At 53.9% G+C, this 14,311-nt stretch carries 13 protein-coding genes; 11 read left to right on the forward strand and 2 right to left on the reverse strand.

Features of this window, described 5'->3' with window-relative positions; translation table 11 throughout:
* The first annotated feature begins 14 nt into the window (after nt 1–14).
* Both tgt and yajC read left to right on the forward strand, forming a co-directional pair.
* Nucleotides 15–1,157 (forward strand): tRNA guanosine(34) transglycosylase Tgt, encoded by a 1,143-nt coding sequence (gene tgt, locus ACTVDO_RS00715; RefSeq protein ID WP_020960714.1) that lies wholly within the window; start codon nt 15–17, stop codon nt 1,155–1,157.
* A gap of 23 nt (nt 1,158–1,180) precedes the next feature.
* Complete coding sequence (gene yajC / locus ACTVDO_RS00720; protein ID WP_020960713.1) at nt 1,181–1,453, forward strand: preprotein translocase subunit YajC; 273 nt, start codon at nt 1,181–1,183, stop codon at nt 1,451–1,453.
* Between the two features lie 120 nt (nt 1,454–1,573).
* Here yajC and ACTVDO_RS00725 read toward each other — a convergent pair whose 3' ends face one another.
* A complete protein-coding gene (locus ACTVDO_RS00725) occupies nt 1,574–1,957 on the reverse strand; it encodes a TIGR04086 family membrane protein (RefSeq protein WP_020960712.1) in 384 nt (127 codons plus the stop codon).
* Nucleotides 1,958–2,022: 65 nt separating this feature from the next.
* Nucleotides 2,023–3,585 carry a stage V sporulation protein B gene (gene spoVB / locus ACTVDO_RS00730; RefSeq protein ID WP_442900875.1) on the reverse strand — a complete coding sequence of 521 codons (1,563 nt, stop codon included), beginning with the start codon at nt 3,583–3,585 and terminating at the stop codon, nt 2,023–2,025.
* 107 nt (nt 3,586–3,692) lie between these two features.
* On the opposite strand from spoVB, the gene ACTVDO_RS00735 reads away from it, so the two are divergent.
* The 9 genes from ACTVDO_RS00735 to ahpC all read left to right on the forward strand — a co-directional run bounded on the left by ACTVDO_RS00735 (nt 3,693) and on the right by ahpC (nt 14,302).
* A complete protein-coding gene (locus tag ACTVDO_RS00735) occupies nt 3,693–3,983 on the forward strand; it encodes a post-transcriptional regulator (RefSeq protein ID WP_020960710.1) in 291 nt (96 codons plus the stop codon).
* A gap of 119 nt (nt 3,984–4,102) precedes the next feature.
* Entirely contained in the window at nt 4,103–6,355 is a 2,253-nt protein-coding gene (secDF, locus tag ACTVDO_RS00740; RefSeq protein WP_442900876.1) for a protein translocase subunit SecDF, read from the forward strand.
* Between the two features lie 124 nt (nt 6,356–6,479).
* Nucleotides 6,480–7,382, forward strand: coding sequence for a cation diffusion facilitator family transporter (locus tag ACTVDO_RS00745; RefSeq protein WP_442900877.1), 903 nt, complete (start codon nt 6,480–6,482; stop codon nt 7,380–7,382).
* A 57-nt stretch (nt 7,383–7,439) separates the two neighbouring features.
* Nucleotides 7,440–9,797 carry a single-stranded-DNA-specific exonuclease RecJ gene (recJ, locus tag ACTVDO_RS00750; protein ID WP_041267971.1) on the forward strand — a complete coding sequence of 786 codons (2,358 nt, stop codon included), beginning with the start codon at nt 7,440–7,442 and terminating at the stop codon, nt 9,795–9,797.
* Nucleotides 9,797–10,309: an adenine phosphoribosyltransferase gene (locus ACTVDO_RS00755; protein ID WP_020960706.1), complete on the forward strand. Its 513-nt coding sequence runs from the start codon at nt 9,797–9,799 to the stop codon at nt 10,307–10,309. Before recJ ends, ACTVDO_RS00755 begins: the two co-directional genes overlap by 1 nt.
* 137 nt (nt 10,310–10,446) lie before the next feature.
* Nucleotides 10,447–12,645: a RelA/SpoT family protein gene (locus ACTVDO_RS00760; protein ID WP_020960705.1), complete on the forward strand. Its 2,199-nt coding sequence runs from the start codon at nt 10,447–10,449 to the stop codon at nt 12,643–12,645.
* Nucleotides 12,646–12,667: 22 nt separating this feature from the next.
* Nucleotides 12,668–13,126, forward strand: coding sequence for a D-aminoacyl-tRNA deacylase (dtd, locus tag ACTVDO_RS00765; RefSeq protein ID WP_020960704.1), 459 nt, complete (start codon nt 12,668–12,670; stop codon nt 13,124–13,126).
* An 80-nt stretch (nt 13,127–13,206) separates the two neighbouring features.
* Complete coding sequence (locus tag ACTVDO_RS00770; RefSeq protein ID WP_020960703.1) at nt 13,207–13,380, forward strand: hypothetical protein; 174 nt, start codon at nt 13,207–13,209, stop codon at nt 13,378–13,380.
* Nucleotides 13,381–13,738: 358 nt separating this feature from the next.
* Nucleotides 13,739–14,302, forward strand: coding sequence for an alkyl hydroperoxide reductase subunit C (gene ahpC, locus ACTVDO_RS00775; protein ID WP_020960702.1), 564 nt, complete (start codon nt 13,739–13,741; stop codon nt 14,300–14,302).
* The last annotated feature ends 9 nt before the right edge of the window (nt 14,303–14,311 follow it).

Below are 14,311 nucleotides of genomic sequence, written 5' to 3' on the forward strand. Positions count from 1 at the left end.
AGGAGAACAGCACGGTGACGACACCGATTCGCTTTGAACTGATCAAAACGTGCCGACAGACAGGAGCGCGACTTGGCATCCTCCACACCCCGCACGGCTCGTTTGAAACGCCGATGTTTATGCCGGTCGGGACGCTCGCGACGGTCAAAACGCTGTCGCCGGAAGAGTTGAAGGAAATGGGCGCGGGTGTCATTTTGAGCAACACATACCATTTATGGCTTCGGCCGGGCCATGACATCGTCGAGGAAGCAGGCGGCCTGCACGCGTTTATGAACTGGGACCGCGGCATTTTGACCGATTCCGGCGGCTTCCAGGTGTTTAGCTTGAGTGAGTTCCGCCGTATCGAGGAGGAGGGCGTCCATTTCCGCAACCATTTAAATGGTGACAAGCTGTTTTTATCGCCGGAAAAAGCGATGGAAATCCAAAATGCGCTCGGCGCGGACATCATCATGGCGTTTGACGAATGTCCGCCATATCCGGCAACGTACGACTATATGAAACGGTCGGTCGAGCGAACGAGCCGCTGGGCGGAGCGCTGCCTGAAAGCGCACCGCCGGCCGAATGAGCAGGGGCTGTTTGGCATCGTCCAGGGAGGCGAGTATGAGGAATTGCGCCGGCAAAGCGCCCGTGATTTAGTGTCGCTTGATTTTCCCGGCTATGCGGTCGGCGGTTTGTCGGTCGGCGAGCCGAAAGATGTGATGAATCGGGTGCTTGAGTTTACAACACCGTTGTTGCCGGCGGACAAGCCCCGCTATTTAATGGGTGTCGGTTCGCCTGATTCGCTTATTGACGGCGCGATTCGCGGCATCGACATGTTTGACTGCGTTTTGCCGACGCGCATTGGCCGCAACGGGACGGTCATGACGAGTGAAGGGCGGGTGGTGATCAAAAACGCCCAGTACGCCCGTGACTTCACACCGCTTGATCCGAACTGCGACTGCTATACGTGCCGAAACTATACGCGCGCCTACATCCGCCATCTCATCAAATGTGATGAAACATTTGGCATCCGGCTCACGTCTTACCATAATGTCTATTTTTTGATAAAATTAATGGAGCAGGTGAGACAGGCGATTCGTCAAGATCGGCTCGCCGACTTCCGTGAGGAATTTTTCGAACGCTACGGCTTTAACAAGCCGAACGCGAAAAACTTTTAGCCATCGGAAAGGAGGGGGATTGAATGAACGCGGCGATTGCGAATTTATTGCCGATCGTGCTGTTTTTCGTCATTTTCTACTTTTTGCTTATTCGCCCGCAACAAAAGCGGCAGCGCGCCGTCCAGCAAATGCAGGCGAATTTGAAAAAAGGCGACAAAATTGTCACGATCGGCGGTTTGCATGGCATCATCGACTCGGTCGATGAGGATAAAATCATTATCCGCGCTGGTGACGGCACGCGGCTTACATACGACCGTTCCGCGGTGCGCGAAGTGGTGCCGGAAAACAAAGCATAACCCGAATGAAAAGTGTCAATCGATGACGCCGGCAACCGGGCTGTCATGGAAAGGATTGGCACTGCCTAAAAAAGCGGCTGTTTCGCCCGGAAACAGCCGCTTTCACATTAGGATGACCGTTTATGCCCGCTCGCGGCGCGCCGGCGACAGGTTGACGCCGACGATGCCGCCGAGAGATGCGGCGATCCAAAAACCGAGGTGATATAGCCATTGTTCGACCGTAAACGGTTTTTCAATGCCGAGAAATTGAAACAAAAAAATGATCGCTGTAAATGAAAGGCCGGTCAGCCCTCCGGCAAGCCACCCTTTTTCTTGGCTTTTCCCGCCGGCAACGATCCCTCCGATGAACATTGAGATGACGGAGATGGCGAAAATGATCCATGTGAGCGATGATTCATGAATGTCCGTCCATTTGAGCAGCAGTGAAAAAACGAAGCTGACGAGCGCCGCCAAAACGAAAATGGTGGCGACGCCATATACGAGTGCGCTGCCAAGCCGTGACAACGTCCTCCCCCCTTGACCACAATCGTTTTACCACAATATATTCACGGCCGGACATGTTTAGAAGTTTATTTTCGTCCGCTTTTCCCAGCGAGCCAATGAAGCCCTGGAAGATAGACAAGCTCCTCGCGCCTGATAAGCCGAAAAAACAGAAGGGCCGCAACATATAAAGCAATCGTTGCCGCCATGGCAAACAGCGTCCATAGCGGCGGGGATATGGCCGCAGGCGGATAGCGGAACAGCGCATAGCCGGCCGCACCGGCGGCGGCGATGGCAGCCAATGCTTTTGCATATTCGCGCGCATCGATCGAAAAGGAAACGGCTTTGGCGACGGTAGCGAAATGGAGAAGCGTCACGAGCACCGTGCCGACCGATGTCGCCAGTGCCGCCCCCATAATGCCTAAGCTCGGCCGCGAGGCAAGAACGAAAATGCAGGCGAGCTTCACCGCCGCGCCGATCAAACTGTTCGTCATGGCGGCGTTTGCCAAATCAAGCCCTTGCAGCACAGCTTGCAACGGGCCTTGGAAATAATAAAACAAGAAAAATGGCGCCATCACTTGAATAAAGATGGCCGCTTCGCTCGTGCCGTACATCCACCGCATCAGCGGTTCGGCAAAAATGTACAGGACGACGGCGGAAAGGCCGCCGGTGATAAGCGACAGCCGCATCGCCTGGGCGATCCGGTATTCGACCAACATCGGCTTGTTTTGCGCCATCGCTTCACTAATGGCCGGCACAAGCGCTGTCGAGAGCGCGTACGTAATGAACGACGGCAAGGTGAGCAACGACAGAGCGTAGCCGACGAGCTGGCCGTACTGCTTCGTGGCGATGGAAGCGGTAACGCCGGCAAGAGCTAAGCTATTGACGACAACGATCGGTTCAAAAAACCAAGAAAGCGAACCGATCAAGCGGCCGCCGGTCGTCGGCAGGGCGATGCGCATGAGGCGGATGAACGTTTCTTTGCCGGCGCGCACGTAGCGAAAAAATTTTGTCCGCAGGCGGATTGATTTTTTAAACTTAAATAAGAACAACAAGTACAATAAGGCGGCGAGTTCCCCGAGAACAGAAGACGCCATGGCGCCGGCGGCGGCGTACTCGACGCCGTATGGCAAGAGCGGTCTTGTGCATAAAGCGATCAGGCTGATGCGGACGATTTGTTCAATCAAAAGCGAGTAGGCGTACGGCTTCATTTGCTGCCGTCCTTGAAAATAGCCGCGCAGCACCGAGGAGATGGCCACGATCGGTACGACCGGAGCGATGGCCATTAACGGATAGTACGTGCGCGGATCGGTGAACAGCGTCCGCGAAAGCCACGGCGCGACAACAATGAGGGCGGGCAGAAATATGGCGCTTAGCACCCCGGTCGTCGTGAGTGACACGACAAGAATTTTTTTAACCCGTTGTCGATCGCCGGCCGCTTCCGCCTCGGCGACCAGTTTGGAAATCGCGACCGGCAGCCCGATTTGGGTGGCCGTAATCGCCAACACGAGCGTCGGCACGGCCATCATGTACAACCCAACCCCCTCGTCGCCGATCATCCGGGCGACGACGATGCGGTTGATGAAGCCGAGAATTTTCGTAATAAAACCGGCGGCGATTAAAATGATCGTCCCTTGCAAAAATTTGGACATTTTCTTTCCCTGCCTTCTCAAATGCCTTAATCTTTTATACAATATATGCGAGACACATGGCCAAGCATGACAAGGATCATAGCTGGCATGGCGCGGGAGGGTGAGAGATGGAAGGGGAAAAACAGCTGCGTGAACAGCTCATGCCGGCGCTCGAATGCAAATATGACGAATTTCGTCTGCTCGGCTACACGCAAGTGACAATCGACGGGCTATGGGAATGTTTGTGCGCCCGAAAGTGGAAAAAGGCATTGATGGAAAAAAAACTATATGAGCTTGTCAGCGACATTTTGTCGCTTTCGCCTGGGGAATATATGGCGTTTTTGACGATGCGGTCGTACGAACAGCAGCGGGCAGCCGGCGGCGATGATTTGGAGCGTGTTCTCAAAGAATTGTTATAGTGAAAAATTGACACTAGTGGCCGGCTGGCTCATAATGAAAGTCGAAGCCGGCGTACTCAGCGATGGCGCGATGGAAGCCGTTGGGTGACAAGACGAATCAAAGGAGGATTTTGAAACGAATGGTAAAACGAAGCCGCATCGTCGCGTTTTTTTTGCTTCTGCTCCTGTTTGCCGGGGTGATCGGACCGACGGTTCAAGGAATTGTACATAATATAAAACTAGGCCTTGATTTGCAAGGCGGATTTGAAGTGTTGTATGAGGTGAGGCCGGCGAAAAAGGGGGACAAAATTGACCAGGAAACGCTTCAAAGCACGGTCAGCGCTTTAAACAAACGGATTAACGTCCTCGGTGTCAGCGAGCCGCGCGTCGACATCGAAGGCGGAAACCGCATCCGCGTCCAGCTCGCCGGGGTGAAAGACCAAAATGAGGCGCGCGAAATTTTGGCCACCCAGGCAAAGTTGACGTTCCGCGATGTGAATGACAACGTGCTTATGGACGGGAGCGACCTCGTCCAAGGCGGGGCGAAGCTATCGTTTGATGAAAACGGCCGGCCAAGCGTCGCCATTAAATTAAAAGATGCTGATAAATTTCGCCAAGTGACGGAAAAAGTGTACAACATGGGGCCGCCGAACAATATATTAGTGATTTGGCTTGATTTTGAAGAAGGGGTTGACTCGTACCGAAAAGAAGCGGGCAAGGCGGATCCGAAATTTATTTCCGCCGCCTCGGTCAATCAAGTGTTTAACCAGACGGATGTATCGATCGTCGGCAACTTTACGGTGAAAGAAGCGCAGCAACTCGCCGACTTGTTGAATGCGGGGGCGCTTCCTGTTGAGCTGCACGAGATTTATTCGACATCGGTCGGCGCCCAGTTTGGACAAAACGCGCTCGAAAAAACGGTATGGGCCGGCATTATCGGCATTGCGGCCATCTTCGTGTTTATGATTGGGTTTTATCGGCTGCCGGGCGTGATTGCCGTCATTACGCTGTCGGTATACGTTTATTTGATTTTGCTCTTGTTTGACTGGATGAACGGCGTCTTGACGCTGCCGGGCATTGCCGCCCTTATTTTAGGGGTCGGGATGGCGGTCGACGCCAACATCATTACGTACGAGCGGATCAAGGAAGAAATCAAGCTTGGCAAATCGATGTTGTCAGCGTTTCGCGCCGGCACCCGCGGCTCGTTTGCGACGATTTTTGACGCCAACATTACGACGATCATCGCCGGCGCCGTCCTGTTCATTTACGGGACGAGTTCGGTCAAAGGGTTTGCGACGATGCTCATCATCAGCATTGTCGCGAGCTTTGTCACCGCCGTCTACGGCACGCGGCTCTTGCTCGGACTGCTCGTCTCAAGCCGTTGGTTTGATAAGAAGCCGGGTTATTTCGGTGTGAAAAAATCGGAAATCTTAAACATTGCCGAAACGAATGACGAGACGGAAGTGCCGACGAAGTTTGACCGCTGGGATTTTGTGAAACATAGCAAAAAGTTTTTCTTGTTCTCCAGCGCTTTGACAATTGCCGGCGTTATTTCGCTTGTTGCCATGGGGCTCAATCTCGGCATTGACTTCACAAGCGGGACGCGCATTGAGGTGACGAGCAACCGCCCGATCGAGGCCAATGAACTGAGCAGCTATTTTGAACGGCTCGGCCATAAGCCGGAAGATGTTGTGTTATCCGGCACGGACGGAAAGACGGGGGTTGTCCGTTTAATCGGCGTCCTCAATAAGGAGGAAATTGCCAAGTTAAAAGGCGAGCTGAAACAGGCTTACGGCTTTGAGCCGAACGTGAGCACCGTCTCGCCAATTGTCGGCAAACAGCTTGCCCGCAACGCGCTCATTGCCGTGCTCATTTCGTCGATTGGGATCATTTTGTATGTGACGATTCGCTTTGAATGGCGGATGGCGTTGGCCGCCATCATCGCCTTATTGCACGATGCTTTTTTTATCATTACCGTGTTCAGCTTGACGCGGCTTGAAGTCGATTTAACGTTTATCGCCGCTGTGTTGACGATCATTGGTTACTCGATCAATGATACAATTGTCACGTTCGACCGTATTCGCGATCTCATGAAAAAGCGGAAAGTGAAAACGGTCGACGATTTAAAGCATATCGTCAACCGGGCGCTGCAACAAACGTTCACGCGTTCGATCAACACCGTATTGACCGTTTTGTTTACGGTGATCGCCTTGCTTTTGTTTGGCAGCGAAGCGATTCGCAACTTCAACCTCGCCTTGCTCGCCGGCCTTGTGTGCGGCGTCTATTCTTCGCTGTTCATCGCTGCACAGCTGTGGCTCGTGTGGAAAGGAAACGCGCTCAAAAAAGGCAAAGGGGCGAAAAAAGCCGCGCCGGAGGCCGAACCGCATCTGTAATGGCGCCGGAAAAAGCATTCGCTTTTTCCGGTGCTTTTTCTTTCGCAACGATCGATGGAAAATGGGATACACTAATGGCCAGATGCAAAGCAGGGGAAGCGCAAAAGGTGGGGGGATATGGGCCATGGAAAACGAACAACGGTTCAGGCAGGCGAAAACAGCAGCGATTGTCGGCATTGTCGGCAACATGGCGCTTGCGGCCATCAAGGCAGTCGTTGGGGTGTGGAGCCACAGCCAGGCGCTGATCGCCGATGCCGCCCATTCGGCGTCCGATGTCGCCGGGTCGTTCGCCGTTTGGGTCGGACTGCGGGCCGCAGCGCGCCCGCCGGATGAAGACCATCCGTACGGGCACGGAAAAGCGGAATCAATCGCTGCCATTATTGTGGCGGTTCTTTTGTTTCTCGTCGGGCTCGAGATCGGGCGGTCGGCGCTCATGTCGTTGTTTGCCCCGCTGTCACCGCCGGGGATGGCCGCCATTTATGTTCTGTTGTTATCGATCGTTGTCAAAGAGGCGATGTTTCGCTATAAGTATCGGCTCGGGCAACGGCTAAACAGCGATGCCTTAATCGTGAACGCCTACGAGCACCGCTCTGACGTCTTCTCCTCGCTCGCCGCGCTCGTCGGTGTCGGTGCCGCTATTCTCGGCGGAAAGTGGGAAATCGGCTGGCTCGTATATGCCGACCCGCTCGCCGGGCTGTTTGTTGCCATTCTTGTGATGAAAATGGCGTGGGAACTTGGCCGACAGTCGATCCATACGGCGATTGACCATGTGCTCCACGAGGAGGAAACCGACTATTTGCGGGAGGCGGTGCTGTCGTTTCCTGATGTGCGGCAAATTAACGAACTATACGCGCGCGAGCACGGTCATTATGTTATCGTTGATTTGAAGATTGCCGTTGATCCGCTGTTGACAGTGGAAGAAGGGCATCGGATTGGGAAAAAAGTAAAGGAAAAGCTGTTGACGCTTCCGCGCGTTCGCAATGTGATGGTGCATATCAACCCGTATGATCCGGAAAAAAACACGTAATGCCGTTGCCTGCCCTTTTCTCCTTTTTGTATAATAAGGAGAGTTGAGGTGGGGGACATGTTAAAAGCGAAAACGCGTTGGGAGGTAGATGGTCCCGACGAACAGACGGTGCGGCGGCTGGCAGGGGAAGCCGGCCTCGCGCCGTTGTTGGCCAGGCTTCTTGCCCGCCGCGGCGTGCGGACGGCGGCGGAAGCGGCCGCGTTTCTCAATCCGCTTGGGCAGCCGTTTCACGATCCGTTTCTGCTTGATGGGATGGAGCGGGCCATCCGGCGCCTTAAGCGGGCGATCGAGGCCGGCGAACTTGTGCTTGTTTATGGCGATTATGACGCCGATGGTGTCTGCAGTACGTCGGTGATGGTCAGCGCTCTTAGAGAAGCGGGGGCGTCGGTTGAGTTCTACATTCCCAACCGCTTTACGGAAGGATACGGCCCGAATCTGGCGGCGTTCCGTGCCGCGAAAGAGCGGGGCGTTTCCGTGATTGTGACTGTCGACAACGGGATTGCCGCGGTCAATGAAATCGCCGCCGCTAACGAATGGGGGCTTGATGTCATTGTGACCGACCATCATGAACCCGGTCCGGTGCTGCCGGAGGCGTACGCGATCATTCATCCGAAAAAGCCGGGAAGTACATACCCGTTTCGCGACCTGGCCGGTGTCGGTGTGGCGTTTAAAGTCGCCCATGCGTTGCTCGGGCAGGTGCCGCGTCATTTGCTTGATTTGGTGGCGATCGGGACGATTGCCGACCTAGTGCCACTCGTGGGGGAAAACCGTCTGCTTGCCGCGCAGGGCCTTGAAGCGCTGCGTGAAACGAAACGCGCCGGGTTGCGTGCCCTATGGCGGCAATGCCGCATTGATGCGGCGACGGTAAACGAGCAGACGGTCGGCTTTGCCATCGCGCCGCGGCTGAATGCAGCCGGCCGCCTCGGCGGCGCTGATCCGGCCGTGGCGCTGTTAATGACTGACGATGAGGACGAAGCGGTCCGGTTGGCTCAAGAAATGGACGAACTAAATCGCGAGCGTCAGCAGCTTGTAGCGCAAATAGCTGAAGAAGCGGCCGAGATGGTGCGGCGCCGGTTTCCGCCTGACGAGCATCGCGTTCTTGTTGTGGCCGGTGAAGGATGGAATCCGGGTGTTGTCGGCATCGTCGCCTCGAAGCTTGTCGAGCAGTTTTACCGTCCGGCGGTTGTACTTTCGATCGATCGGGAAAAAGGAATCGCCAAAGGATCAGCCCGCAGCATTCAAGGCTTTGACCTTTTTGCCAGTCTGTCGCAATGCCGCGATATCTTGCCGCATTTTGGCGGCCATCCGATGGCGGCGGGAATGACCTTGGCGCTTGATGATGTAGAGAAGCTGCGGGAGCGGTTGAATGCCATCGCGGCGAGGACGTTGTCGGATGATGATTTTACGCCGCCGACGTTCATCGATGCTGCCTGTTCCGTTGCGGAGTTGACGTTGTCGGCCGCCCGCGGGCTTGAACGGCTTGCTCCGTTTGGCGTCGGCAATCCGCGGCCGCTTCTGCTCATTGAGGAGGCGGCGGTTGAAACGATGCGGCGCGTCGGGGCGAACGGCGCCCATATGAAAGCCGCCTTTTCCCAAGACGGCGCAGCGATTGATGCCATTGGTTTCGGCCTTGGACCGCTCTGCGAGGAAATCGCCCCAGGGGCGCGCGTCTCGGTCGTCGGGGAGCTTGCGGTGAACGAATGGAACGGGCTGGCACGGCCGCAGCTGTCGTTATGTGATGTAGCGGTAAGCAGCTGTCAGCTGTTTGATGCCCGCGGCTGCCGCGACGTCCGCCCGCTTCTCGAGCGGCTGCCGGAAGAGAAGCGGCTGCTCGTCCTGTTTCGCCGCGAAACTGGACATCGTGCAGATTTGGCGACGTTTCGCCGCGAACTTCATTATGTGTCAAATGATGAAGAGGCGGGCGCCTTGGCGATTGACGGCCGCTATGTTGTGCTGCTTGACTTGCCGCCAAAGATCAGCCGGCTTGCCGCCCTGCTTGGCAACGGGCAGCCGGAGCGCATTTACGCGGTGTTCGCACAGCCGGAAGCGCAGTTTTTCCGCACGTTCCCGACGCGCGACCATTTTAAATGGTTTTATGCCCTTTTGCATAAATATCGTTCGTTTCCGCTCGCCGAGCGGGGCGGACAATTGGCGCGCGCCCGCGGCTGGACGGAAGAGACGGTTTATTTTATGGCAAAAGTGTTTTTAGAGCTGGAGTTTATTACGGAACAAAACGGCGTCATTTCGCTCGTTCATACGCCGGCGAAGCGCGACTTGCATGAATCGCCGACATACTGCCGCCGGCGGGACGAGCTTGAGGCGGAACATCAGTTATTATATTCCACTTACGAGCAGTTGAAACGCTGCTTAGCAGCAATGACACGTTCGCAAACGTACGAGGAGGCAAACGTATAATGGATTTAAAACAGTACATCACGATCGTGCCGGATTTTCCAAAACCGGGCATTCTATTTAAGGACATTACGACGCTAATGGACAACGGAAAAGCGTACAAATATGCTACTGACCAAATCGTCCAATATGCGCGCGAAAAACAAATCGATATCGTCGTCGGTCCGGAAGCGCGCGGCTTTATTATCGGCTGCCCGGTCGCCTATGCGCTTGGCGTCGGGTTTGCGCCGGTGCGCAAAGAGGGAAAGCTGCCGCGCGAAGTCGTTCGTGTCGAATACGGGTTAGAGTATGGGACGGACGTACTGACGATGCATAAAGATGCCATCAAGCCAGGCCAGCGCGTGTTAATTACCGACGACTTGCTAGCGACAGGCGGAACAATGCGGGCGACGATCGATTTGGTCGAACAGCTTGGCGGCACGGTGGCCGGTTTGGCGTTTTTAATTGAATTGACGGAACTTGGCGGGCGTAAAAAATTGGAAGGCTACGATATTTTGACGCTCATGCAGTTTTAAAATAGTCGACACGATTCGTTTCTTTCGCTACAATAGAGAAAAAAGGGGCACTCGCACGAGTGCTCTTTCTTATTAACGTGATGGATGCCTATGCCTTTCCGTCTGAATTTTATTTTAATTAAAGGTGATTTAACTCTATGGCCAATGAACAAGTGCTGACAGCGGAGCAAGTGTTTGAACAGGCGAGCTGTTATTTGTCGGAACAAGATGTCGCCTTTTTAAAAAAGGCGTATGAATTTGCGAAACACGCCCACCGCGACCAGTTCCGGAAATCGGGCGAACCATATATCATCCATCCGATTCAAGTCGCCGGCATTTTGGCTGACTTGAAAATGGATGCGACGACGATCGCTGCCGGGTTTTTGCATGATGTCGTCGAAGACACCGAAGCGACAAAAGAAGACCTCGAGCGCGAGTTCGGCGCGGAAGTGGCGATGCTTGTCGACGGGGTGACGAAGCTTGGCAAAATCAAATATAAGTCGCAAGAAGAACAGCAGGCGGAAAACCACCGGAAAATGTTTTTGGCGATGGCGCAAGATATTCGCGTCATCTTAATTAAGCTGGCTGACCGGCTGCACAACATGCGGACGCTAAAGCATTTACCGGCGGAAAAGCAGCGGCGCATCGCCAATGAGACGCTCGAAATTTTTGCTCCGCTTGCCCACCGGCTCGGCATTTCAAAAATTAAGTGGGAGCTTGAGGATACGGCGCTTCGCTATTTAAATCCGCAGCAATATTATCGCATCGTCAACTTAATGAAGAAAAAGCGGGCTGAGCGTGAGCAATATTTGGAAGAAGTTATTCAAGAGGTGCGCGAGCGGCTGAATGAAGTGCATATTCCGTGCGAAATTTCCGGGCGTCCAAAACATATTTACAGCATTTATCGGAAAATGGCGATGCAAAACAAACAGTTTAACGAGATTTACGATTTGCTCGCCGTCCGCATCATTGTCAACAGCATTAAAGATTGCTATGCCGTGCTCGGCATCATCCATACGTGCTGGAAGCCGATGCCAGGTCGCTTCAAAGATTACATCGCCATGCCGAAGCCGAACATGTACCAATCGCTCCATACGACGGTGATCGGCCCAAAAGGTGAGCCGCTTGAAGTGCAAATCCGCACGTTTGAAATGCACCAAATTGCCGAGTTTGGGATTGCCGCGCATTGGGCGTACAAGGAAGGAAAAACTGTCAAGCCGAATTCGTTTGAAGAAAAGCTGTCATGGTTCCGGGAAATTTTAGAGTGGCAAAATGATGCCAGCAATGCCGAGGAATTTATGGAATCGCTGAAGATGGACTTGTTTTCCGACATGGTGTTCGTCTTCACCCCGAAAGGCGATGTCATCGAGCTGCCGGCCGGCTCGGTGCCGATTGATTTCGCCTACCGCATCCATTCGGAAATCGGCAATAAAACGATTGGGGCGAAAGTGAACGGCAAAATGGTGCCGCTCGATTACAAGCTGCAAACAGGCGACATTGTCGAAATTTTAACGTCGAAACATTCATACGGTCCGAGCCAAGATTGGTTGAAACTCGCGAAAACGTCACAGGCCCGCAATAAAATCCGCCAGTTTTTCAAAAGGCAGCGGCGCGAGGAAAATATTGAAAAAGGGAAAGAAATGGTCGAAAAAGAAGTGCGCAGCCTCGGCTTTGAGGCGAAGGAAGTGATGACGGCCGACAATTTGAAGCGCGTCGCAGAAAAATTTAATTTTTCCAATGAGGAAGACATGTATGCAGCGGTCGGCTATCATGGGATTACGGCGGCGCAAATTGCCCACCGGCTGACGGAAAAATGGCGAAAGCAGCGCGATTTGGAAGAACAGCAGCGCAAACTGGCTGAAGCGGTCTCCGAGGCCAAGCTGCCGGCCGGCAAAAAACGCGACTGCGGTATTCGCGTCCAAGGAATCGACAATTTGCTGATCCGTTTGTCCCGCTGCTGCAACCCGGTGCCGGGCGACGAAATAATTGGCTTTATCACTCGCGGTCGCGGCATTTCCGTCCACCGCGCCGACTGTCCGAATGTGCAGGTGGAAGAGGCGGCTGACCGTTTGATTCCTGTTGAATGGGAAAGCGGCACAAATGGCGAGCGCGAGTATAATGTCGACATTGAAATTACCGGCTTTGACCGCCGCGGCTTGCTCAATGAAGTGTTGCAGGCGGTAAACGAAACGCGCACGGACATTTCCGCCGTCTCGGGCCGCTCGGACCATCGCCATAAAATCGCAACGATTCATATGACGATTGCCATTCATAACATCAGCCATTTGCAAAAGGTAGTGGAACGAATTAAACAAATTCCCGATATTTATTCGGTTCAACGCCTGATGAACAACTAAGGGCGTCAAAAGGAGGGACACGATGAGAGCGGTCATTCAGCGGGCAAAACAGGCGGGCGTTACTGTTGACGGCGAGGTCGTTGGGGCGATCGATTTCGGGCTTGTCGTGCTTCTTGGTATCACCCACGGTGATACGGAGGCCGACGCCGCCTATTTGGCGGAGAAAATCGCCCATTTGCGCATCTTTGAAGATGAAGACGGAAAAATGAACCGCTCGTTGCTTGAGGTCGGTGGGGCGGTGCTGTCAGTGTCGCAATTCACCTTGTACGGCGACTGCCGGAAAGGGCGGCGGCCGAACTTTATGGCAGCGGCGAAACCGGATCGTGCCTTGCCGCTTTATGAGGCGTTCAACGCCTTCTTGCGCGAAAAAGGCATTCATGTTGAAACAGGCGTGTTCGGCGCCATGATGAACGTGACGCTCACAAACGACGGCCCAGTCACCTTAATCATCGACAGCGGCGAGAAACCGGGAAACGAATGACGTTTCCCGGTTTCTTTTTTATTTTCGGCGAAAAATGGGAAAGATGAAAACAAACCGGCACATAGAAAGGAGGAGGGGCGATGCGGCAAACGGGCAGAGGCGTGCAGGCGCACCGGACGAACGATGTGCTTTCCGCTGATTTCCACGAATGGATGAGGCTTGAGTCTGAATACAGCGCCTTTGAGCTGGCGTCTGAGTTCGGCGTGACGCTAAAAGACGTGCAAACATTGAAAAAGCAGCAGTTTCGTCCGTGAACACGGCCGGGCGCTGGCGCTTCGGCCGGAGGAGCGGCGCCCATGTCATGGGGCGGACATAACCGGTATGGCATCCCCATTGGCTGATTAGTGTGTCGGTTCTCCTGAGAGACACGGCCGGGCCGCTGCAAAAGTGATTCCCCCGGTTGGGGAGAGTTCCGGACAGGACGACAAATAAAGGGCGCCCAACTTTATTGCCCATCTCACAAGTGCACCGTGTTGCACCTGAAGGTGGCTAGAGGCGATGGAAAAATTTTAAGCATATATATTGACAAAATACATAGTTCTATATGATAATCAATATCGTATTAAAATAATTTTAATCTAATCACTAACGATTACAGGAGGTAGATGAAGAATGTCTCTCGTAGGGAAAAAAGTAGAACCGTTCAAAGCACAAGCGTATCACAACGGAGATTTTGTCGAAGTCACGGAACAAAACTTCCTCGGGAAATGGAGCATCGTTTGCTTCTATCCGGCCGACTTTACATTCGTATGCCCGACAGAGCTTGAAGACTTGCAAGACCACTATGCAACGTTCAAAGAACTTGGCGTGGAAGTGTACTCGGTTTCGACCGATACCCACTTTACTCATAAAGCATGGCATGATACATCGCCAGCCATCAGCAAAATCGAATATGTTATGATCGGCGATCCGTCGCACCAACTGTCCCGCATGTTTGACGTGCTTGACGAGGAGCAAGGGCTGGCGCAACGCGGCACGTTCATCATCGACCCGGACGGCGTCATCCAGGCGGTGGAAATTAACGCTGACGGCATCGGCCGCAAAGCCAGCACACTGATTGACAAAATCAAGGCGGCTCAATACGTTCGCAACCATCCGGGAGAAGTGTGCCCGGCAAAATGGCAAGAAGGTGGGGAAACGCTGAAGCCAAGCCTTGACCTTGTAGGGAAAATTTAAGGAGGCTTA

Source organism: Geobacillus sp. BK01, assembly GCF_052220245.1.
Taxonomy (GTDB): Bacteria; Bacillota; Bacilli; order Bacillales; family Anoxybacillaceae; genus Geobacillus.

Bases quoted from the DNA above. Each gene is read 5' to 3' on its own strand.
- yajC (WP_020960713.1), top strand. From the start codon at position 1,181: ATGAACGCGGCGATTGCGAATTTATTGCCGATCGTGCTGTTTTTCGTC.
- spoVB (WP_442900875.1), bottom strand. From the start codon at position 3,585: ATGTCCAAATTTTTGCAAGGGACGATCATTTTAATCGCCGCCGGTTTT.
- ACTVDO_RS00735 (WP_020960710.1), top strand. From the start codon at position 3,693: ATGGAAGGGGAAAAACAGCTGCGTGAACAGCTCATGCCGGCGCTCGAA.
- secDF (WP_442900876.1), top strand. From the start codon at position 4,103: ATGGTAAAACGAAGCCGCATCGTCGCGTTTTTTTTGCTTCTGCTCCTG.
- ACTVDO_RS00745 (WP_442900877.1), top strand. From the start codon at position 6,480: ATGGAAAACGAACAACGGTTCAGGCAGGCGAAAACAGCAGCGATTGTC.
- recJ (WP_041267971.1), top strand. From the start codon at position 7,440: ATGTTAAAAGCGAAAACGCGTTGGGAGGTAGATGGTCCCGACGAACAG.
- ACTVDO_RS00755 (WP_020960706.1), top strand. From the start codon at position 9,797: ATGGATTTAAAACAGTACATCACGATCGTGCCGGATTTTCCAAAACCG.
- ACTVDO_RS00760 (WP_020960705.1), top strand. From the start codon at position 10,447: ATGGCCAATGAACAAGTGCTGACAGCGGAGCAAGTGTTTGAACAGGCG.
- dtd (WP_020960704.1), top strand. From the start codon at position 12,668: ATGAGAGCGGTCATTCAGCGGGCAAAACAGGCGGGCGTTACTGTTGAC.
- ACTVDO_RS00770 (WP_020960703.1), top strand. From the start codon at position 13,207: ATGCGGCAAACGGGCAGAGGCGTGCAGGCGCACCGGACGAACGATGTG.
- ahpC (WP_020960702.1), top strand. From the start codon at position 13,739: ATGTCTCTCGTAGGGAAAAAAGTAGAACCGTTCAAAGCACAAGCGTAT.